This is a genomic window from Polaromonas sp. P3_B1 (assembly GCF_056402935.1).
Window position 1 is genome coordinate 26,056 of record NZ_JBFUGK010000010.1, and the last position, 20,848, is coordinate 46,903.

At 64.9% G+C, this 20,848-nt stretch carries 17 protein-coding genes; 9 read left to right on the top strand and 8 right to left on the bottom strand.

Going from position 1 to position 20,848, the window contains the following annotated elements; genetic code table 11:
• Window position 1: 1 nt before the first annotated feature.
• From AC1DXS_RS07820 to mfd, 3 genes are all read right to left on the bottom strand, one after another.
• A complete protein-coding gene (locus AC1DXS_RS07820) occupies window positions 2–1,861 on the bottom strand; it encodes an ABC transporter ATP-binding protein (protein ID WP_477736955.1) in 1,860 nt (619 codons plus the stop codon).
• 115 nt (window positions 1,862–1,976) lie between these two features.
• Window positions 1,977–2,687 carry a phosphoserine phosphatase SerB gene (serB, locus tag AC1DXS_RS07825; protein ID WP_477736956.1) on the bottom strand — a complete coding sequence of 237 codons (711 nt, stop codon included), beginning with the start codon at window positions 2,685–2,687 and terminating at the stop codon, window positions 1,977–1,979.
• Window positions 2,684–6,172, bottom strand: coding sequence for a transcription-repair coupling factor (gene mfd / locus AC1DXS_RS07830; RefSeq protein WP_477737022.1), 3,489 nt, complete (start codon window positions 6,170–6,172; stop codon window positions 2,684–2,686). The genes serB and mfd overlap by 4 nt, the downstream gene beginning before the upstream one ends.
• Before the next feature lie 140 nt (window positions 6,173–6,312).
• On the opposite strand from mfd, the gene ispD reads away from it, so the two are divergent.
• Window positions 6,313–7,044 (top strand): 2-C-methyl-D-erythritol 4-phosphate cytidylyltransferase, encoded by a 732-nt coding sequence (gene ispD, locus AC1DXS_RS07835; RefSeq protein ID WP_477736957.1) that lies wholly within the window; start codon window positions 6,313–6,315, stop codon window positions 7,042–7,044.
• A 41-nt stretch (window positions 7,045–7,085) separates the two neighbouring features.
• Window positions 7,086–7,580, top strand: coding sequence for a 2-C-methyl-D-erythritol 2,4-cyclodiphosphate synthase (gene ispF, locus AC1DXS_RS07840; RefSeq protein ID WP_477736958.1), 495 nt, complete (start codon window positions 7,086–7,088; stop codon window positions 7,578–7,580).
• Window positions 7,581–7,593: 13 nt separating this feature from the next.
• On the opposite strand, the gene AC1DXS_RS07845 is transcribed toward ispF, so the two are convergent.
• Window positions 7,594–8,970 (bottom strand): sensor histidine kinase, encoded by a 1,377-nt coding sequence (locus AC1DXS_RS07845; protein WP_477736959.1) that lies wholly within the window; start codon window positions 8,968–8,970, stop codon window positions 7,594–7,596.
• Between the two features lie 246 nt (window positions 8,971–9,216).
• A complete protein-coding gene (gene ompR / locus AC1DXS_RS07850) occupies window positions 9,217–9,954 on the bottom strand; it encodes an osmolarity response regulator transcription factor OmpR (RefSeq protein WP_007866319.1) in 738 nt (245 codons plus the stop codon).
• A 387-nt stretch (window positions 9,955–10,341) separates the two neighbouring features.
• On the opposite strand from ompR, the gene AC1DXS_RS07855 reads away from it, so the two are divergent.
• A complete protein-coding gene (locus AC1DXS_RS07855; RefSeq protein ID WP_477736960.1) occupies window positions 10,342–11,055 on the top strand; it encodes an SIMPL domain-containing protein in 714 nt (237 codons plus the stop codon).
• Window positions 11,056–11,083: 28 nt separating this feature from the next.
• On the opposite strand, the gene AC1DXS_RS07860 is transcribed toward AC1DXS_RS07855, so the two are convergent.
• The gene (locus tag AC1DXS_RS07860; RefSeq protein WP_477736961.1) at window positions 11,084–11,545 is read right to left on the bottom strand and encodes a multidrug/biocide efflux PACE transporter; all 462 of its coding nucleotides are present in this window, start codon (window positions 11,543–11,545) and stop codon (window positions 11,084–11,086) included.
• A 130-nt stretch (window positions 11,546–11,675) separates the two neighbouring features.
• Between AC1DXS_RS07860 and AC1DXS_RS07865 the strand changes: the two genes are divergently transcribed.
• Window positions 11,676–12,587 (top strand): LysR family transcriptional regulator, encoded by a 912-nt coding sequence (locus tag AC1DXS_RS07865; RefSeq protein WP_477736962.1) that lies wholly within the window; start codon window positions 11,676–11,678, stop codon window positions 12,585–12,587.
• A 72-nt stretch (window positions 12,588–12,659) separates the two neighbouring features.
• Here AC1DXS_RS07865 and AC1DXS_RS07870 read toward each other — a convergent pair whose 3' ends face one another.
• Window positions 12,660–13,286 (bottom strand): outer membrane beta-barrel protein, encoded by a 627-nt coding sequence (locus AC1DXS_RS07870; protein ID WP_477736963.1) that lies wholly within the window; start codon window positions 13,284–13,286, stop codon window positions 12,660–12,662.
• A gap of 244 nt (window positions 13,287–13,530) precedes the next feature.
• On the opposite strand from AC1DXS_RS07870, the gene AC1DXS_RS07875 reads away from it, so the two are divergent.
• The 3 genes from AC1DXS_RS07875 to AC1DXS_RS07885 are packed head-to-tail and all read left to right on the top strand — an operon-like array spanning window position 13,531 to window position 16,554.
• Window positions 13,531–14,376, top strand: coding sequence for an N-formylglutamate amidohydrolase (locus AC1DXS_RS07875; protein ID WP_477736964.1), 846 nt, complete (start codon window positions 13,531–13,533; stop codon window positions 14,374–14,376).
• 46 nt (window positions 14,377–14,422) lie between these two features.
• A complete protein-coding gene (locus AC1DXS_RS07880; protein WP_477736965.1) occupies window positions 14,423–15,460 on the top strand; it encodes a histone deacetylase family protein in 1,038 nt (345 codons plus the stop codon).
• Window positions 15,460–16,554, top strand: a complete 1,095-nt coding sequence (locus tag AC1DXS_RS07885) for an NAD(P)/FAD-dependent oxidoreductase (protein WP_477736966.1) — start codon at window positions 15,460–15,462, stop codon at window positions 16,552–16,554. The genes AC1DXS_RS07880 and AC1DXS_RS07885 overlap by 1 nt, the downstream gene beginning before the upstream one ends.
• Before the next feature lie 6 nt (window positions 16,555–16,560).
• On the opposite strand, the gene AC1DXS_RS07890 is transcribed toward AC1DXS_RS07885, so the two are convergent.
• Window positions 16,561–17,343 carry a 3-hydroxybutyrate dehydrogenase gene (locus AC1DXS_RS07890; RefSeq protein WP_477736967.1) on the bottom strand — a complete coding sequence of 261 codons (783 nt, stop codon included), beginning with the start codon at window positions 17,341–17,343 and terminating at the stop codon, window positions 16,561–16,563.
• A gap of 118 nt (window positions 17,344–17,461) precedes the next feature.
• Between AC1DXS_RS07890 and AC1DXS_RS07895 the strand changes: the two genes are divergently transcribed.
• Together AC1DXS_RS07895 and AC1DXS_RS07900 are read left to right on the top strand one after the other, a co-directional pair.
• Complete coding sequence (locus AC1DXS_RS07895; protein ID WP_477736968.1) at window positions 17,462–18,367, top strand: alpha/beta fold hydrolase; 906 nt, start codon at window positions 17,462–17,464, stop codon at window positions 18,365–18,367.
• A 47-nt stretch (window positions 18,368–18,414) separates the two neighbouring features.
• Window positions 18,415–20,676 carry a RelA/SpoT family protein gene (locus AC1DXS_RS07900; RefSeq protein WP_477736969.1) on the top strand — a complete coding sequence of 754 codons (2,262 nt, stop codon included), beginning with the start codon at window positions 18,415–18,417 and terminating at the stop codon, window positions 20,674–20,676.
• Window positions 20,677–20,848 lie beyond the last annotated feature (172 nt).

A 20,848-nucleotide genomic window follows, 5' to 3' on the forward strand; every position in this document is an offset into this window, starting at 1 on the left:
GTCAGCCCGCCAGTTCCGTTTCCTCCTCCAGGTTGTCGCTCAGGAAGCCGCCGCTCTGGTGCGCCCACAGGCGCGCGTAAAGGCCGCCGTTGGCCAGCAGCGTGCGGTGGTCGCCCTCCTCGACGATGCGGCCCTGGTCCAGCACGATGAGGCGGTCCATGGCGGCGATGGTGGACAGGCGGTGCGCGATGGCGATCACGGTCTTGCCCTGCATCAGGGTGTTGAGGCTGCCCTGGATGGCGACTTCGACCTCGGAGTCCAGCGCGCTGGTGGCTTCGTCCAGCAGCAGGATGGGCGCGTCTTTCAGCATCACGCGTGCGATCGCGATGCGCTGGCGCTGGCCACCCGAGAGCTTCACGCCGCGCTCGCCCACATGGGCGTCGTAGCCGTGGCGGCCGTGTGGATCGGTCAGGTCGGTGATGAAGTTATCAGCCTCGGCGCGCCGTGCAGCCAGGCGCATGTCGTCGTCGCTGGCGCCGGGGCGGCTGTAGGTGATGTTGTCGCGCACCGAGCGGTGCAGCAGCGAGGTGTCTTGCGTCACCATGCCGATGTGGCCGCGCAGGCTGTCCTGGGTAACGTGGGCAATGTCCTGGCCGTCGATCAGGATGCGCCCGCCATCAAGGTCGTAAAACCGCAGCAACAGGTTAACCAGTGTCGATTTGCCGGCGCCTGAGCGGCCTATCAGGCCGATTTTCTCGCCGGGCCTGACGGTCAGCGTGAGCTTATCGATCACGGACTTGTTTTTGCCGTAGCTGAAGTCCACGGCCTCAAAGCGCACTTCGCCGCGCGGCACGTCCAGCGCGGCTGCATCAGGTGCGTCCACGATGGTGTGGGGCCGCGACAGCGTGTTGATGCCGTCCTGCACGGTGCCCACGCTTTCAAAGAGGCTGGTGGTCTCCCACATGATCCAGTGCGACATGCCCTGCAGGCGCAGTGCCATGGCGGTGGCTGCGGCCACCGCGCCCGCGCCGACCTGGCCCAGGTGCCAGAGCCACAGCGAGGTGCCGGCCATGCCGAGGATCAGGCCCATGCTGAGCGTGTGGTTGACGATTTCAAACGCGCTGACGAGGCGCATCTGGGTATAGCCGGTCTTCATGAACTCGCCCATCGCATCGCGCGCGAAGCCGGCCTCGCGCCGGGTGTGCGAGAACAGCTTGACGGTGGTGATGTTGGTGTAGGCGTCGGTGATGCGGCCCGTCATCAGTGAGCGGGCGTCCGCCTGCTGCTTGCCGATACGGCCCAACCGCGGCACGAAGTAAAAGAGGCTCGCGATGTAGAGCGCCAGCCAGACCAGGAAGGGCGCCACCAGCTTCGTGTCGAAGGCCGCGGCCAGCACCGTCATGGTGGCGATGTAGACGCCCATGGCCACCAGCACGTCGGCCAGCACGAAGAGCGTGTCGCGCACCGCCAGCGCGGTCTGCATGACCTTGGTGGTCAGCCGGCCGGCGAATTCGTCCTGGTAGAAGGACATGCTGTGCCCCAGCATGAGGCGGTGAAAATTCCAGCGCAGCCGCATCGGGAAGTTGATGGCCAGCGTCTGGTGCTTCACGGTGGTCTGCAGCGCCACGGCCGCGATGCTGGCCACCACGAGGAGCGCAAGCCAGCCCAGCGCAGTGCCGTGCTCGGCCCACAGGTTGGCGGGTGCCGTCGCACCCAGCCAGTCGACGATGCGGCCCAGCATCGCGAACAGCAAGGCCTCAAACACCGCCAACACCGCCGAGAGCAGCGCCAGCAGCAGGATGTAGCCGCGCGCGCCTTCGGTGCAGGCCCACAGAAAGGCCATGAAGCCCTTGGGCGGCAAGGCGGGGTCGGCGTCAGGGTAGGCGGGAAGCTGGCTTTCGAATCGTTTGAAAAAACCCATGGATGTCGGTGTCTTTGGTTTCAGGTGTCTGCTTATAAGGTGTTATGGCTGCAGGAGGGTTGATTTATTGGGGATGGATTGATGCGCATCGCGCGATGCCGGCCACGCGGGCAGGTCAGCTGAAAAGCTCCAGCAGGCGGTCCAGGCCGCCTTCGTTGATGGCCACCATGGCCTGCTCGCGCACGCGCGGCTTGGCATGGTAGGCCACCGAGAGGCCGGCCACGCCCATCATGGGCAGGTCGTTGGCACCGTCACCCATGGCGATGGCCTGCAACGGGTTGATGCCAAGGTTGCCGCAGGTCTCAAGCAGCATCCTTCTTTTTTCTTCACCGTCGCAGATGTCGCCCCAGGGCTGGTCCACCATCTTGCCGGTGAGAAAACCGTCCTGCACTTCGAGCACGTTGGAGCGCGTGTAGTCGATGCCGAGTTCGTCGCGCACGCGGTCGGTGAAAAAGGTAAAGCCGCCGCTGACCAGCAGCACCTTCATGCCGGCCTGCTTGCAGGCGCGCACCAGCTCGGCCGCGCCGGGGTTGAGTTTGAGGCGCTCGCGGTAGACCTGGTCCATGCTGGACACGCTGACACCTTTGAGCAGGGCCACACGCTGGCGCAGGCTTTCCTTGTAGTCGGGAATCTCGCCGCGCATGGCCGCTTCAGTGATGGCCGCCACTTCGGCCTTGCGGCCTGCGGCATCGGCGATTTCGTCGACACACTCGATGTTGATGAGCGTGGAGTCCATGTCGAAGGCGATCAGTTTGAAGTCGCTGAGCTTGAGGGTGGGCGTGGCGACGTTGACGACGAGGCCAGGAGATATTTCAGTGGGAGTCATGCGGGCGTGGTTTCCTTGGTGGGTTGTCCGAGTGAACGCAGGACGTCGCGCACCATCTGGGCGCGGTCCTTGGGATTTTCGAGTTCGCGCTCTATGCGCAGCTTGTCGTTGCCGGCCAGCCGGATGTGCCGGTTCTTCTGGATCAGCTGCATGATGGCCATCGAATCGATGGGCGGGTCTTTCTTGAAGGTGATGCTGATCGCGCCGGGCGCGGCATCGACCTTGACCACGCCGTAAGGCCTGGCGATCACGCGCAGGCGGTGCACGTCGATCAGCGTCTGGGCCTGCGCCGGCAGCTTGCCGAAGCGATCGACGATTTCCTCGAGCAGCGCGTCGATCTGGTCGGTGTTCTTCGCTGTCGCCAGCTTCTTGTAGAAAGACAGGCGCAGGTGCACATCGCCGCAGTAGTCGTTGGGCAGCAGGGCCGGGGCGTGCAGGTTGATTTCGGTGGTGACGCTCAGCGGTGAGAGCAAATCGGGTTCGCGTCCGGCCTTGAGCGAGGCCACGGCTTCGCTGAGCATCTCGTTGTAGAGCTGAAAGCCCACTTCCAGCATGTTGCCGCTCTGGTTTTCGCCCAGCACTTCGCCGGTGCCACGGATTTCCAGGTCGTGCATGGCCAGGTAAAAGCCCGAGCCGAGTTCCTCCATCTGCTGGATAGCCTCCAGCCGCTGGCTGGCCTGTTTGGTCAGGCCTTCGATGTCGGGCACCATCAGATAGGCATAGGCTTGGTGGTGGCTGCGGCCCACGCGGCCGCGCAACTGGTGCAGCTGCGCCAGGCCGAAGCGGTCGGCGCGGCTCATGACGATGGTATTGGCGGTCGGCACGTCGATGCCGGTTTCGATGATGGTGGAGCACAGCAGCAGGTTGTGGCGCTGGGCGATGAAGTCCTTCATCACGCGCTCCAGCTCGCGCTCGGGCATCTGGCCGTGGGCCACGGCGATACGGGCCTCGGGCAGTATCTCTTCGAGCTTTTCGCGCCGGTTCTGGATGGTCTCGACCTCGTTGTGCAGGAAGTAGACCTGGCCGCCGCGCTTCAGTTCGCGCAGCACCGCCTCGCGGATCACGCCGTTGTTTTCGCTGCGCACAAAAGTCTTGATGGCCAGGCGGCGCTGCGGCGCGGTGGCGATCACGCTAAGGTCGCGCAGGCCCTCCAGCGCCATGCCCAGCGTGCGCGGAATCGGCGTGGCCGTCAGCGTCAGCACGTCGACCTCGGCGCGCATGGCCTTCATGGCTTCCTTGTGGCGCACGCCGAAACGGTGCTCCTCGTCGATGATGAGCAGGCCCAGGCGCTCGAACTTCACGTCCTGGCTCAGCAGCTTGTGTGTGCCGACCACGATGTCGACCGTGCCGTCGCCCAGGCCCTTGATGGCCGCGCTGATTTCCTTGCCGGAGCGGAAACGGCTCATCTCGGCGATCTTGACCGGCCACTTGGCGAAACGGTCCACCAGCGTCTGGTAGTGCTGCTCGGCCAGCAAGGTGGTAGGCGCCAGCAGGGCCACCTGCTTGCCGCCGGTGACGGCGATGAAGGCGGCGCGTAGCGCGACCTCGGTCTTGCCGAAGCCCACGTCGCCGCAGACCAGCCGGTCCATGGGCCGCGGGCTGATCATGTCCTGGATCACGGCATGGATGGCGGCGCGCTGGTCGGCGGTTTCTTCAAAGCCGAAGTCGTTGGCAAAGGTTTCGTAGTCGCCGGGCGAGTAGCGGAAGGCATGGCCTTCGCGCGCGGCGCGGCGGGCGTAGATGTTGAGCAGTTCGGCAGCCGAGTCGCGTATCTGCTCGGCGGCCTTGCGCTTGGCTTTTTCCCACTGGCCGCTGCCCAGCTTGTGCAGCGGGGCCTCTTCGGCGCTGACGCCGGTGTAGCGGCTGATCAGGTGCAACTGGCTGACGGGTACGTAGAGTGTGGCCTTGTCGGCGTATTCGAGGTGTAAAAACTCCTGCAGCAGCGGTGTGCCGTCGGCGTTGGTGCCCTGGCCCAGGTCCATGTTGATGAGGCCGTGGTAGCGGCCTATGCCGTGGGCGCTGTGCACCACCGGATCACCGACATTGAGCTCCGAGAGGTCCTTGATCAGCGCCTCGACGTCGCTGACCTGCTCCTGCTTCTTGTTGCGGCGGCGTACAGTGGCGCCGGCGGCGAACAGCTCGGTCTCGGTGATGAAATCAATGCCTTCTTCGAGCCAGCTGAAGCCAGTGTTGAGGGCCGCGGTGGCGATGCCCAGCTTTTCGTCGCTGGCCTGGAAGTCGGCCAGCGAGTCAAAGGCCGGCGGGCTGACGCTGCTGGCGCGCAGGAAGTCCAGCAGGCTTTCGCGCCGGCCCTCGCTTTCGGCCAGCACCAGCACGCGGTGCGCGGTGTTGCGCACATGGCCCTTGAATTTGGCCAGCGGGTCTTCGGCGCCGCGCACCACGGCCATTTCGCCGAGCTTCTGGAACTGGGCGTTGTCGGCAACGTCTTCCACCGCTGCGCGTATCGCCAGCTGGGCGTAGTCGTTGGCGCGGGCGTAGAACTGCTCGGTCCCCAGGAACAGCGATTCAGGCGGCAGGGCAGGGCGGTCTGGCGCGTCGCGCACCAGCCGGTACCGGTCCTTGGTGTCCTGCCAGAAGCGCTGGAAGGCCGGCTCCAGGTCGCCGTGCAGCACTACGGTGGCGTCACTGCCCAGGTAGTCGAATACGGTAGCGGTTTCTTCGAAGAACAGCGGCAGGTAGTACTCAATGCCGGCGGTGGCCACGCCGTTGCCCATGTCCTTGTAGATGCGGCTCTTGGTCGGGTCGCCGTCCAGCAGTTCGCGCCAGCGGCTGCGGAATTTGGCGCGCGCATCGTCGTCCATGGGAAATTCGCGCCCTGGCAGCAGGCGCACTTCGGGCACCGGATAGAGGCTGCGCTGGCTGTCGGGGTCGAAGGTGCGGATGCTGTCGATTTCGTCGTCGAAAAGGTCGACGCGGTAGGGCACGGCTGAGCCCATAGGGAATAAATCAATCAGCCCGCCACGCACCGCGTATTCACCGGGACTGACCACCTGCGTGACATGGCTGTAGCCGGCCAGCGTGAGCTGGGCTTTGAGGCGCGTTTCATCGAGCTTTTGCTTGACCTTGAACTGGAAGGTGTAGCCGGCCAGGAAGCTGGGCGGCGCCAGGCGGTACAGCGCCGTGGTGGCCGGCACGATGACCACGTCGGCGCCGGTTTCCTTGTCGCGCTGCTGGATGCGCCACAGGGTGGCCAGGCGCTCGCTGATCAGGTCCTGGTGCGGCGAGAAGGTGTCGTAGGGCAAGGTTTCCCAGTCGGGAAACAGGGCGCAGCGCAGCTCGGGCGCGAAGAAGGCGATTTCCTCCATCAGGCGCTGGGCCGTGGTGGCGTCCGAGGTGACGATGGCGGTGAGCTTGCCGGCGGCTTTTTCGCGCGTGCCCAGGCGTGCCAGCAGCAGGGCATCGGCGGAGCCGGCGGGCTGGGGCAGGGTGTAGCGTTTGCCGGTGACGAGTGAAGGTAGCTGCATGAATCGGTGCGCGGTGAAGGCCTGCTTGGGTTCGGTCAATCAGGAATGAGAAATGATTCGGCAAAAGCCAGGCACCCCAAACCATCCGGAGTGGGGTGCCTGCGTATTCAAGCCCTGATTTTAGAATCTATGATGAAGTTATGACGACAAGTCCCGCCAATACCCGTTCCGATGCCCGTTTTTTTGTGCTGATCCCCTGCGCGGGGCAGGGCAGCCGGGCCGGAACGGCCAAAGCCAAGCAATACCAGCTGATCGACGGGCTGCCCATGGTGAGGCATACGGTGGAAGCCTTTAGGGCCCTGGCAGGCACTTTCTCGGCACTTTGGGTGGTGATCTCGCCAGCCGATGACGACTTTCTCGAGGTGTTTCCTGATTTCAACCAGGGCAATGAAGTCCTGCTCGTCGGCGGGGGCGCCACGCGGGCGGCGACGGTGCTCAACGGCCTCAAAGCCATGGTGGAGCAGCCCGGCGGTGCCGCCCTGAGCGACTGGGTGCTGGTGCACGATGCCGCGCGCTGCCTTGTCACGCCTGAGCAGATCAAGGCCCTGATCAACGAATGCCGCAACGATGCGGTGGGCGGCTTATTGGCGCAAAAGCTGCCCGACACGCTCAAGGCCGAACGGGACGGCCGCGTCGCCTCCACCCTTGACCGCAGCGACAAATGGCTGGCGCAGACGCCGCAGATGTTTCGCATTGGGGCCTTGATCGATGCCTTGCAGCAGACGGGAGACGCCGTCACCGACGAATCCAGTGCCATGGAGGCGGCGGGCTTTTCACCGCGGCTGGTGAGCGGCAGTGCGCAAAACTTCAAGGTCACCTATCCGGAAGATTTTGCGCTGGCTGAGGCCGTTCTCGAGCGGCGCAGAAAATAAGCCATGCCACCGAATCCACATCATTCCGACAAGGCTCCACGATGACCGCCATGAATTTTCGAATCGGTGAAGGCTGGGACACGCACGCCCTGGTGCCCGGGCGCAAGCTCATCATTGGCGGGGCCGATATTCCCCACACCGTGGGCCTGCTCGGCCATTCGGATGCCGACGTGCTGCTGCACGCGATCACCGATGCGCTGCTGGGCGCGGCGGGGCTGGGCGATATCGGTTCGCATTTTCCGGACACCGATGCGCGCTTCAAGGGCGCGGATTCGTCGGTGCTGCTCACCGAGGTGGGGCGGCTGCTGGCCGAGCGCGGCTGGAAAATCGTCAACATCGACAGCACCGTGATCGCGCAGGCACCCAAGCTGGCTCCGCACATCGCCGCGATGCGCGGCAATATCGCCGCTGCCTTGGGGCTGGATGACGACCAGGTCAACGTGAAGGCCAAAACCGCCGAGAAGCTGGGCCCCGTCGGCCAGGGCCTGAGCATGGAGGCCCGCGCCGTGGTGCTGTTGCACCGAGAGCCGCTTTAGGCGGGCGAAAAAATCAGCTGCGGCGCAGCTTGATGTGCGCCGCCAGCCCACCGGAACCGGTGTTGGCCAGGCCGAATACGCCGCCCATGCGGTGAATGGTTTTTTCCACGATCGCCAGGCCCAGGCCCGCGCCGGTGGCGGCCGTGCGGGCCGCATCGCCGCGGAAAAACGGCCGTGTGAGCTTGGACAGGGCTTCGGGCGCCACGCCCATGCCGTGGTCGCGCACCTTGATCAGCACCCACTGGTCACGGCTCTTGGCCGCGATGTCGACCAGCGCGATACCGGTTTCGGGCGTCTTGCCGTAGCGCCTGGCGTTTTCCAGCAAGTTGGCGATCACGCGGGACAGTTCGACCTCATCGGCCAGCACTGCCATGTCGTCGGGGATGGCGACGGTCACGCGCATGTCTTCGTAGTCGGCCACCGCATAGACCGCGGCATCGACCACCGCATTGAGCGACACCCGCTCAAGCCGCGGCGGCTCGGGCCGCGCGTAGTCGAGGAATTTGTCGATGATGGCGTCGAGCTGGGTGATGTCGGCCGCCATATGCTCGCGCGCATCAGGATCGGTGACGCTCATCTCGGTTTCCAGGCGCAGGCGGGCCAGCGGTGTACGCAGGTCGTGCGAAATACCGGCCAGCATGATGACCCGGTCCTGTTCGATCTTGGAGAGCTGCTCGGCCATGCGGTTAAAGCCGATGTTGACCTCGCGGATTTCGCTGGTGGCGACCTTCTCGTCGAGCAGGCTCGCGTCGAAATCGCCGTCGCGCATGCGGCTGGCCGCGAACGACAGCTGCTTGAGGGGGCGGTTGATCAGCCGGGCGATAAAGGCCGCACCCGCCAGCGACAACACCGCCGCCGTGAACAGCCAGATGACCCAGGTGCTGTTGCGCGACGGGCCAATCTTGGACGGATCGGTGAGCAGCCAGTAGGAGTCGCCGTCGATGGCAAAGCCCACCCACAGGCCTTTCTGGCCATTGACGCTGCTGGCCACGACGGTGCCGTTGCCCAGCCGCACCTTGAGTTCTTCGGCGGTGCGCTCGCCCAGCTCGTCGCTCTCGAACAGATCGAAACGATCTTTGGGTTCGCGCGGCGTGATGCGCACGCGCTCCTCGTCGGCCAGGGTCTTGATCAGCGAGACGCGGGCGATGGCGTCGGAATAGCGGAGCGCCGCGCGGCTCAGGTTGACCAGCGAGGCCAGTTGCTGCGCGCTCTGGATGGCGCGCGGCTCGGACTCCAGCGCCCGGAAGGTCTGCAGCCAGGCCACGATGGAGCCGAACAGCAGCAGGGCCAGGAAGAAAAAGGTCCGCCAGAACAGGCTGAAGCCGCGCCGCGGGCGCATTTCCAGCGGTGCCGGGGCGGTTTCAAGAGGGACCGGATTGGTGGCGTCCATAGGAAGTCGGGTACGTGCTTCGAGTGCGGGCGGAAATGCCAGCGGGTGCGTCGTGCGGAAATGGACGTTAGCACGATAAACCCGCGCGGCGGCAGGCAAGCTGTTGCCGCCTGTTGCACGCGCGCGTCAGTGAAGTCTCCAAACCAGCATGAGCCGCGGGACTGGCTTTGCCAGACCGCAGGCGGGCGGCCCCCTCGGGGGGCAGCGCATTACACGAAGCCGAAGGCGCAGTGAAAAGCGTGGGGGCTAGTTAGTGCCATCCGGCACGAAGACGTAGCCTATGCCCCAGACCGTCTGGATGTAGCGGGGCACCGCCGCATCGACCTCAATCAGCTTGCGCAGGCGCGAAACCTGCACGTCCAGGCTGCGGTCGAAGGGTTCAAACTCGCGGCCGCGGGCCAACTGGGCCAGTTTTTCACGGGACAGTGGCTGGCGCGGGTGGCGAACCAAGGTTTTCAGCATGGCGAATTCGCCGGTGGTCAGCGGCAGCTCTTCGCCGTTCTTGTGGAGCGTTCGCAGGCCCATGTCGAAGGAGAAGGGGCCGAAGGTGATGACTTCCTGGTCGCTGGACGGGGCTCCTGGCACTTCGGCGGTGGGGCGGCGGCGCAGCACGGCGTGGATTCGGGCCAGCAGTTCACGGGGGTTGAAAGGTTTGGCGAGGTAATCGTCCGCACCGACTTCCAGGCCGACGATACGGTCAACGTCTTCGCCCTTGGCGGTCAGCATGATGATGGGGGTACGGTCGTTGGCGGCGCGCAACCGGCGGCAGATGGAAAGGCCGTCTTCGCCGGGCATCATCAGGTCCAGGACGATCAGGTCGACAGCATCGCGCAGCATGATGCGGTTCAGGGCCTTGCTGTCTTCGGCCAGGATGACCTCAAAACCCTCCTGGGCGAGGTAGCGCCGCAACAGGTCGCGAATGCGGGCATCGTCGTCAAGGATCAGGATTTTGTCGGCTCGGGCGTTGGGTTGGGCTTGGGTCATAGTCGTCTGGTAATTTGTAACAGAGCCATTTTGAAGGCTGAAAACACGAGATGTCTCGTTTTTCAGTCACTTTGACACACTGTTACAAAAGTTGCGGCACAGTGCAACTGTGAGCACGACTGCGGGCTTGTTGTGGAATTGCTCCTACATGCTTCACCAAAATCACATGCAAAAATGTGGGGCCGCTTCTGCGCACCCGTTGGTGCAGGGCGTTACCCGCCGTAAACAGAAACCGGCCAAGCCCAAAACGGGCATCGGCCGTCGTCACCTTGGGGCTCCGAATGACTTGCAAAAGCCATAAAAAGCGCGGCAGCCCTGACGAATGTTGATGGCTTCTTTTTCTCTTTTTTCGGCCCGGTGCCGAGAACACCCCGAAAGGTTTTTCTGATGCGAACTTCCACCCTGATCGCCGCGTGCGCCCTGTTTGCCGGCGCCGCGCTGGCCTCCAGTGCCATGGCCCAGAGCATGCAGCATGAAACACTGCAGAACGTGGCCCAGCTGTCGGCCAGCGGTTCCGTCGAGGTGCAGCAGGACCTGCTGTCGATTTCCCTGAGCACCACGCGCGACGGCACCGACGCCGGCGTCGTGCAGGCCCAGCTCAAGCAGGCCCTGGACAGCGCGCTCACGCAGGCCAAGCAGGCGGCCGCGCCGGGCCAGATGGATGTGCGCACCGGCAACTTCAGCCTCTACCCGCGCTACGGCAAGGACGGCAAGATCAACGGCTGGCAGGGTTCGACCGAGCTGGTGCTGGAAGGCAAGGACTTTCCACGCATCACCGGCACGGCGGGCAAGATCCAGACCCTCACCATGAGCAACGTGAGTTTTGCCCTGAGCCGTGAGCAGCGTGCCAAGGTCGAGGGCGAAGCCCAGGCCCAGGCGATTGAGCGCTTCAAGGCCAAGGCCGGCGAAATCGCGCGCGGCTTCGGGTTTTCCAGCTACAGCCTGCGCGAGGTCTCCATCAACGCCAACGACCAGGGCAGCCCGCCGCGCCCCCGCATGATGGCGATGGCCAAGGCAGAAATGGCCGATGCTTCAGTGCCCGTGGAAGCCGGCAAGAGCACGGTGCTGGTCAATGTGTCGGGCTCGGTGCAGATGAAATGATGAAGCCGGGCGGTTAACCGCCCTGCATTCAGGCCGCCGAAGCGCAGGCTTTCTGCTTTTGGCGGCGATGGCGGGCGACGACCTTGGCGCGCAGGTGGTCGTAAGCCCAGTTGAAGCCGAAGGTATAGGGCAGGAAAAACAGCACGATCGCGATGTCCAGCACAAAGGCCTCCCATAGGCCTATGTCCAGCCACCAGGCGGCCAGCGGCACCACCGCGATGATCAGGCCGATTTCAAACAGAACGGCATGCACGGCACGCGCCGCCAGGGTGCGTTCAAAGCCCATGCGGCGCTGCGCCCGGTCGAACAGGGCGTTGAACAGCATATTCCAGCTCATGGCCATCAGCGAAACCATCAGGGTCAGCAGGCCCATGTGCGCCAGCGAATAGCCGAGCAGCCAGGCACCCAGGGGCGCGCAGATGGCGATGGCCAGGACTTCAAAGCCGAGGGCGTGGAAAAACCGTTCTTTGAGGGATTTCTGCAGACTCACGATGCACGTCACTTTCTGAGGGATTCGGGCCCCATCAGCATGGATGCTGGGGGCGATGACGATATTTTCATCGTTATTTCGAATAGATTAAAATCAATAACTATCGAAAAAATAGATAAAAGGCCGCCCTATGCGCCATTCCCCGGAAGCCCTGACCGCTTTTGCCGAGGCTGCCACCCTGGGCTCGTTTTCGGCCGCGGCGCGCAAGCTGGGCAAAAGCCAGTCGACCGTCAGCAGCGCCATCGCCAACCTGGAAATCGACCTGGGCATCACGCTGTTTGACCGCAGCAGCCGCAAGCCGGCCCTGACGGAGCACGGCAGGGTCATGCTCGGCAAGGTGCAGGAAATCCTGGCGGCGAGCGACCGGCTGGACCGCGCCGCCGGCCAGTTGGGCGGCGGCATGGAGCCCAAGCTCAGCGTGGTCTGGTCCGACACCTACCAGTCCGACCGGTTCGAGGAAATGCTGCTTGCCTTTGAGCAGCGCTTTCCGGACCTTGAGTTCGAATGCCTGATTGCCGAGCATGGCGATCTGGTCTCGCTGGTGCAGACGGGGCGGGCGCATATTGGCGTGGTGGCCGCGCAAAACGCCTACCCGCCGGACATCGGCTCGGCCACCATTGCCGAGCAGTCCGAGATCACCTTGTTTGTGGCCACGGCCCACCCACTGGCCGGCATGAAGGACATCACGCCCGAACTGCTGGCCGGCTTCAGGGAACTGCGGCTCGATACCTATATAGAGGGGGAACAGAGCGCCCAGGGCCTGCCCCAGTCGCGCCGCGCCTGGTCGGCCCCGAGCTACCTCATGCTGATGGAAATGGCGGTGCTGGGTTTTGGCTGGGCGGCGATTCCGCGCTGGATGGTGACGCGTTTTGCTACCGGCAAGCTCAGCGAGCTCGACGCGCGCGGCTGGCCGCGGCGCGTGCCGGTCGATGCCGTGTGGTCGCGCCAGCGTTCCCTGGGGCGCGCCGGCACCTGGTTGTTGCAGGAAATGCTGGCGCCCGCCGGGCCCGGGAATCCGGCCGCGACCCCGGGCGAGACGTGAAAAAGCCCGCAGCCTGGGAAGGCATGCGGGCTGAGGGTGCGGCTAGCGCAGCCGCGCCAGGGCCCGTCAAACTCAGAAGCGGTAGCGCAGGCCCAGGCTGGTGGTGCTGACGCGCTGGTTACCGGTGCCTGTGAATTTCAGGTCGTGCTCGTCCCATGCCAGCACGGCCGACATGGCGGGAGTGAATGCCCATTCGGCACCTATGCCGTAGGACACGCCCCAGCCGCTCTCCGAACCGGAAGGAATGCCGGACAGCGGGGAGGATGACACGCGGGTATGGCTGTAAGTCGTGCCCACTTTGCCCAGCAGGTTGAAGGAGTTGCTCAGCGGCAGGCGTCCAACCAGGCTCAGGTTGATGCCTTGCGCTTCTGTCTGTCCGCCGGCGCGGTTGGCCTTGCCGAAATCGGTGTAACCCAGTTCCAGGCCGAAGTTGTTGTTGAAGTAGCTGCCGCCGTAGAGGTTGTACGAGGTGTCCTTGTTGTCAGACGGGAAAGCGCCGCCGCCGCTGGGCAGCGAGAAATCCGACTGGCCCACGTTCAGGCCGAAGTAGCGCGAGCCCGGTGCATAAAAGGAATAGTTGCTGCTGTTCGACATGCCGGTGCTGGAGCTCGAGCTGCTCTGGGCTTGCGCGCCGGTGGCGGCTACCAGCGCGGCCGCGGCCAGCAAGGTGGCGGAAAAGGTACGGGTCAATGATGGCATGGTGTTTCCTTCAGGGGATTTCAATGGATAAAGGGGCGGCGTCACGCTTGTGGCAGAACAGCCGCAAGTTGTTGATTTCCGTCGTGAAATTTAAGGTGCACCCGGGTGCGCTTTTGTGGGTGCAAAAGTTAAATCCCTGTAGGACAAGCGGAAGTTTGCCCGCGGAGTTTGCGCACAGCGGGCTGCGCCGGCGCGGCGCCGCGCGGGGCTCCTGAGCCGATTTTTGCGGTGCTAAAGTCAGGACATGCCGCTCATTACCTACCTGCCCGGAAGCACAGCGCTGGTCCTGGATTCTCCCCACAGCGGAACGGTCTACCCGGCGGATTTCCGGCACGCCTGCGAGCTCGCCGTGCTGCGCAGTGCCGAAGACACCCATGTCGAAAAACTCTACGACTTTGCCCCCGCCTTGGGCGTGCACTGGGTGGAGGCGCACTTTCCACGCAGCTACCTCGACGCCAACCGCAACACCACGGAAATGGATGTGAGCCTGCTGGACGGGCCGTGGCCGGGACCTGTGGAGACAGACGCCAAGAGCCTCGCCAAAGTGCGCCTGGGCAAGGGTTTGATCTGGCGCACCACCGACGAAGGCGTGCTGCTCTATGACCGCAAGCTTGGCGTGGCGGAGGTACAGGCGCGCATAGAGCAGTGCTGGAAGCCCTACCACGCGGCCGTCGCGCGTGCGATTGACGCCGCCCACGAGGCGCACGGCTACAGCATCCACATCAACTGCCATTCCATGCCCGCGGTGGCCTCCAGCAGCGCCACGGATTTTCCGGGCGAGGCGCATGCCGACTTCGTGGTGGGCGACCGTGAAGGCACGACGGCCAGCAAGGTTTTGTCCAGGCTGGTGTGCGAACACCTGAAGGCGCGCGGCTACAGCGTGGCCTACAACCACCCCTACAAGGGCGTGGAACTGGTTCGCCGCTACAGCCGGCCCGCCGAACACCGGCACAGCATCCAGCTCGAAATCAACCGCAAGCTTTATATGGACGAAAGCAGCTTCGCGCTGACACCCGGTGCCGAATCGCTCAAGGCCAGCTTGCGCTCGCTGGTCGATCGGCTGCTCGAAACCGACCCCCGCGCGATGTGAAAGCCCGCGGGCCGCCGCCCGCATTTTTTGCCCCAACCCCGCCGCCATGCTTACCTTTTTCAGCGACAGCCACCATGCCCATGCCCCGCAACACGAATTTTTTCGCGGCGAGCGCGTGCCCTGTTTTGAAACACCGGCGCGCGCCGAATATGTCAAAACCCGTTTGAGCGAACGCGGCCATGTGCTGCAGATGCCGGATGCCGACAGCCGCGCGGTGCTGGCCAAGGTGCACAGCGCCCGCTACCTCACGTTTCTTGAGCATGCCTGGCGTGACTGGGTGCAACTGGAGGCCGGCAACGAAGAGCGCCAGCCCTTTCCCTCGGTATGGCCGGTGCGCACGCTGCGCAGCGACGTGGAGCCGCTCAACTTCACCGCGCGGCTGGGCTTGTATTCGATGGACAACGGCACGCCGCTGTCGGCCGGCACCTGGCAGGCCGCCAAGGCCGGCGCGGATGCCGCCGCCAGCGCCGCGGCCCTGCTCACGGCAGGCGAGCGCGCCGTGTTCTGCTGCAGCCGTCCGCCCGGGCACCATGCGGGGCCTGACTTCATGGGGGGCTATTGCTTTCTGAACAACGCTGCCGTGGCCGCCCAGGCGCTGCGCGACGGCGGCGCGGCGCGCGTGGCGGTACTCGATGTCGACTACCACCACGGCAACGGTACGCAAAGCATTTTTTACGACCGCTCGGACGTGCTGTTTGTGAGCCTGCACGGCGACCCCATGACCGAGTACCCGTTTTACCTGGGCCATGCCGATGAGACCGGCACGGGTGCGGGCGCGGGCTTTAACCTGAACCTGCCGCTGCCGGCGGGCTGCACGGCGGCGCGCTGGTTCGAGGCGCTGGAAGCGGCCTGCCTGCGCATCGCCAGTTTCAAGCCGGACGCACTGGTGGTGTCGCTGGGGCTGGACACCTTTGCCGGGGACCCGATCTCCAAGTTCGCGCTGCAGCCGGACGACTTCATCCGCCTCGGCGAACGCCTGGGCAAGCTGGGCCTGCCCACGGTGTTTGTGCTCGAAGGCGGCTATGCGGCTGCCGAACTGGGCACCAATGCGGTCAACGTCATTGAAGGTTTTGAAGGCCGCTGATGGACAAAGTCGATTGCGTGGTGATAGGCGCGGGCGTCGTCGGCCTGGCTGTGGCGCGCGCTATGGCGCTGCGGGGCAGGGAGGTCATGGTGCTGGAAGCCGCCGATGCGATAGGCACGGGCACCAGCTCGCGCAACAGCGAGGTGATACACGCCGGCATCTACTATTCGCAGGGCTCGCTCAAAGCCAGGCTGTGCGTGCAAGGCAAGGAGCTGCTGTACGCCTATTGCGCCGAACGCGGCATAGGGCACAGGCGCTGCGGCAAGCTGATTGTGGCGACCAATGAGGCGCAGGTCGCGCAGCTGCATGGCATACGCGACAAGGCCGCTGCCAACGGCGTGAACGACCTGGTACTGCTGACACGCGATCAGGCCCGCGCGCTGGAGCCGCAGCTCGAATGCGTGGCCGCACTGCATTCACCCAGCACCGGCATTGTCGACAGCCACGGCCTGATGCTGGCGCTGCAAGGCGACCTCGAGAACGCGGGCGGGCTGGTTGCGCTCAATTCACCGCTGGCGCGAGCGGAATGCTTGCAGGGCGCCATCCATCTCACCGCACAAGACGGCACGGTGCTCGAAGCCACCACCGTTATCAATGCCGCGGGCCTGCAGGCCCAGCAACTGGCCGGGCGCTTTGCCGGCCTGCCCGCGCGGCATGTGCCGCCCAGCCATTACGCCAAGGGCAACTACTTCACGCTGCCCGGGCGCTCGCCGTTCAGCCGTCTGATCTATCCCGTCCCCGAGGCCGCCGGCCTGGGCGTGCACCTGACGGTGGATATGGGCGGCCAGGCCAAGTTCGGCCCCGATGTGCAATGGGTGGATTCGCCCGAGGATCTGGTGGTGGATCCGGCGCGAGGCGAGGCTTTTTATGCCGAGGTGCGCAAGTACTGGCCGGCGCTGGCCGACGGTGCGCTGACGCCGGGTTATGCCGGCATAAGGCCCAAAATCCAGGCGCCCCATGAGGCCGCCAAGGACTTCATGATCGAGGGCCCCCGCGATCACGGCGTGGCGGGCCTGGTCAACCTCTTCGGCATCGAATCGCCGGGGCTCACGAGTTCGCTGGCGATTGGCGACTACGTGAGCCGGCTGCTGTAAGGCCGCTTACTGCGCCGCCCAGCCGCCGTCCATGTTCCAGGCCACGCCGCGCACGTTGTTGCCGGCCGGCGAGCAGAAAAACACCGCCAGCGCGCCCAGCTCTTCGGGCGTGGTGAACTGCATGGAGGGTTCTTTCTCGCCCAGCAGCTGTTTGGTAGCGGCTTCGTTGCTGATGTTGCCGGCGGCGGCTTTGGCGTCCACCTGTTTTTGCACCAGGGGTGTCAGCACCCAGCCGGGGCAGATGGCGTTGCAGGTGACACCCGTGGTGGCGTTCTCGAGCGCGGTGACTTTGGTCAGGCCCACGATGCCGTGCTTGGCGGCGACGTAAGCGGATTTTTCGGCCGAGCCGACCAGGCCGTGGACCGAGGCCACGTTGATGATGCGACCCCAGCCCTTGCCGCCGTTGGCCGCCAGCATGGCGGGCAGGGCCAGGCGGGTGGCGTGGAAGGCGCTGCTCAGGTTGATGGCGATCACGGCGTCCCATCTTTCGACCGGGAAGTTCTCGACGCGAGCCACATGCTGGATGCCGGCGTTGTTGACCAGGATGTCGACCTGGCCGAACTGCGCGGCGGCGTAACGCATCATGTCCTCGATATCGGAGACCTTGCTCATGTCCGCGCCGTGGTAGGCCACGCGCGCGCCCAGCGCTTCCACCTCGGCCTTGGGGCCGTCCACGTCGCCGAAGCCGTTGATGACGATGTTGGCGCCTTGCGCCGCCAGCGCCTTGGCGATGCCCAGGCCTATCCCGCTGGTCGAGCCGGTGACGAGGGCTGTTTTACCTTTGAGCATATTGTTTCTCCGGATGATTTACGATGGTTGAACTGGGATCCCGAACCTCGTGCCGTGCACCTGGCGCCGGGCTGATTTCTCAAGCAATTATCAAGCCTTTGAATTGAACTGCCGCACCATGACCCAACCTACGCTGAACTACGTAAATTGCCCCGATGCCGGCGGCGGCCACCGCATGGCTTACTGGCAGTGGGGAAGGGCGGACAGTGCGCACCTGGTGGTCTGCGTGCACGGGCTGTCGCGCCAGGGGCGCGATTTTGACGTGCTGGCGCGGGCGCTGTCCGAGCAGGCCGATGTGCGGGTGGTCTGCCCCGATGTGGTGGGCCGCGGCGAAAGCGACTGGCTCAAGGACCCCATGGGCTACCAGCTGCGCACCTATGCCGGCGACATGCTGGCGATGCTGGCCCAGCTGCATGCCCAGGCGCAGGTGGCCTCGCTGGACTGGGTAGGCACCAGCATGGGCGGGCTGATCGGCGTGGCGGTGTGCGGAACACCCAACCTGCCTTTGCCGGTACCGGTGCGCCGGTTGGTGCTCAATGACGTGGGGCCAGCTATCCAGTGGCAGGCTATTGTGCGCATAGGCACCTACCTGGGCCAGGCCGGCCACTTCGGCTCGGTGCAGGAAGCGGCCGATGCGATGTGGGCGATCTCCCAGAGCTTCGGCCCGCACACGCCCGAGCAGTGGCTGGCGCTGTCGCGCCCCATGCTCAGGCGCGTTTCGGAAGCCGCTGACGCCAAGTGGCGCCTGCATTACGACCCGGCGATCGCCGTGCCTTTCAAGCAGGAGACCGAGGAATCCGCGCGCCAGGGTGAAACCATGCTCTGGCAGCTCTACGACAATATCAAGGCCGGCACCCTGGTGATACGGGGCCGGCAATCCGACTTGCTGAGCACCGAGACGGCCCAAGCCATGACGCAGCGTGGGCCGCGTGCCCGCGTGGTGGAATTCGAAGGTGTGGGACATGCGCCCACGCTGGTCGCATCCGATCAGGTCGCTGCAGTAACGGGCTTTCTGCTGGGCTGATGCCGTAATGGGCTCGCAACTCTCTGACTGAATTTGACTGAAGTTTCATGAAAAGCAACGTGGTCGGGCCAGGCGGCCCGACAGCCCCCCAGGGGGCGAATGCCTCCATCGTGACCGCCACGGCTGACAGCCTGCCGGACCAGCCGCATGCGCTGGCCCGTGCCCGCGCGTTTGCCGAACCCCTGATCGCCAGCGAAACGCATGACACGGGCGAAAACATTCTCGCCCATGCCGACGCCGTGGCGACCATCCTGAAAACCATAGGCGGCTCCGAAGCCATGCAGGCGGCCAGCTACCTGGTCTATGCCTGCCAGCATCTGAACAAGCCGCAGGAAGTGATCACCAAGGCCTTCGGCGCCAACTACGCCGCGCTGGCGATGGAGACCACCAAGCTGGTCCAGGTGCAGCGCCAGGCACGTTCGGCGAATGCGAAGGCCCAGTTGCTGGACGACCCGGCCGCGCAGACCGAAAACGTGCGCAAGATGCTGCTGGCGTTTTCGCGCGACCTGCGGGTGGTGATGCTGCGCCTGGCGTCCCGCCTGCAGACCCTGCGCCACTACGCCGCGACGCGGCAGACTGCGCCGCTGCCGCTGGCTTACGAATCGCTGCATGTTTTTGCGCCGCTGGCCAACCGCCTGGGCATCTGGCAGATCAAGTGGGAGATGGAGGACCTGGCCTTTCGCTTCCTGGAGCCCGAGACCTACAAGCAGACAGCCCGCCTGCTCGACGAAAAGCGGGTGGAGCGCGAAGGCTTTATGGAAGCCCTGCGCGCGCAGCTGGAGCGCGAACTCAACCAGAACGGCATTGCCGCGCTGGTGCAGGGCCGGCCCAAGCACATCTACAGCATCGTGAAGAAAATGCGCGGCAAGTCGCTGGACTTCGAGCAGGTCTTCGACATCCGCGCCCTGCGCGTGATCGCCGCCGACGTCAAGGGTTGCTACGCGGCGCTTGGCTACGTGCATTCGCGCTTCACGCCGGTGGACGGCGAGTTCGACGACTACATCGCCAAGCCCAAGAGCAACGGCTACCAGTCGCTGCACACCGTGGTGCGCGACGAGGCGGGCAGGGCGGTGGAAATCCAGGTGCGCACCCAGGCCATGCACGACCATGCCGAGCACGGCGTGGCGGCGCACTGGGCTTACAAGGAGGCCGGCACCAAGGGCTATGGCGGCGTTTCGGCCAGCAGCGAGTACGACGCCAAGATTGCCGTGCTGCGGCAACTGCTGGCCTGGGAGCGTGATCTCTCAGGCCCGGCGGCCCAGCGTGCGCGCGACGACAAGCAGGGCCTGTTCGAGGACCGCATCTACGTGCTGACGCCGGATGCCGCCATTGTGGAACTGCCGCAGGGCGCGACCACGGTGGATTTCGCCTACAGCGTCCACACCAGCCTGGGCCATCGCTGCCGCGGCGCGCGCATCGACGGCGTCATGGTGCCGCTCAATACGCCGCTGCAAAACGGCCAGACGGTGGAGGTCATTACCGTCAAGGAAGGAGGGCCTTCGCGCGACTGGCTCAATCCTGAATTGGGTTTTCTGAGCAGCCATCGTGCGAAGTCCAAGGTGCGTGCCTGGTTCAACGCACTGGCGATGGAACAGACCGTGGCCAGGGGCCGCGAGGCCGTGGAAAAGCTGCTGCAGCGCGAAGGCAAGACCGCGATGAAGCTGGACGACCTGGCGGTGCAGCTCGGCTTCAAGGCGGCCGATGATTTGTTTGAGGTGGTGGGCAAGGACGAGCTGTCCCTGCGCACGATAGAGAACATGCTCAGGCCGCCCGAGCCTGCCATGAGCCAGGACGACTACGTGCTGGCAAAAAAAGCGCGTGCACCCAACCCGAATGCCAAGAAGGGGGCGGGCGGTGTGCTGGTGGTCGGCATGGGATCTCTGCTCACGCAACTGGCCAAGTGCTGCAAGCCCGCGCCACCCGATGAGATCCTCGGCTTTGTCACAAAGGGCAAAGGCGTCAGCATCCACCGCAGCGACTGCAGCAATTTCCGCAACATGGCAGCTGGCAGCCCGGACCGCGTGATCGAGGTGCAATGGAATTCGCCCAAGACACCCGACGGCGCGGTGTATCCGGTGGACGTCGCCGTCGAGGCGGCCGACCGACAGGGCCTGCTGCGCGATATTTCCGAGGTGTTCGCCAAGGAAAAGATGAACGTGATCGGCGTGCAGACCCAGTCGGTAAAAGACAACCGCGGCGGCACCGCCTGGATGACGTTCACTGTGGAAGTGGCGCAATCGGGTCGCCTCAACCAGGTGCTGGCCGTCGTCGCCGAGGTGCCCGGCGTGCGTTCCGCGCGCAGACGTTGAGCGCGGCTCTGATCCGGACGCGAAGTGAATGCGGACGCGGTTTCCCATATCAGCCGGGGCCGCGGAACCGGCTTCGCCGGGCTGCGGGCGCAGCGGCCCCCGAGGGGCTGGAGCCCGCGGCTCCAAGCCTGCCTGCGCAGGCTTGGACGGGCGACAGAGGCGAAGCGTCTCG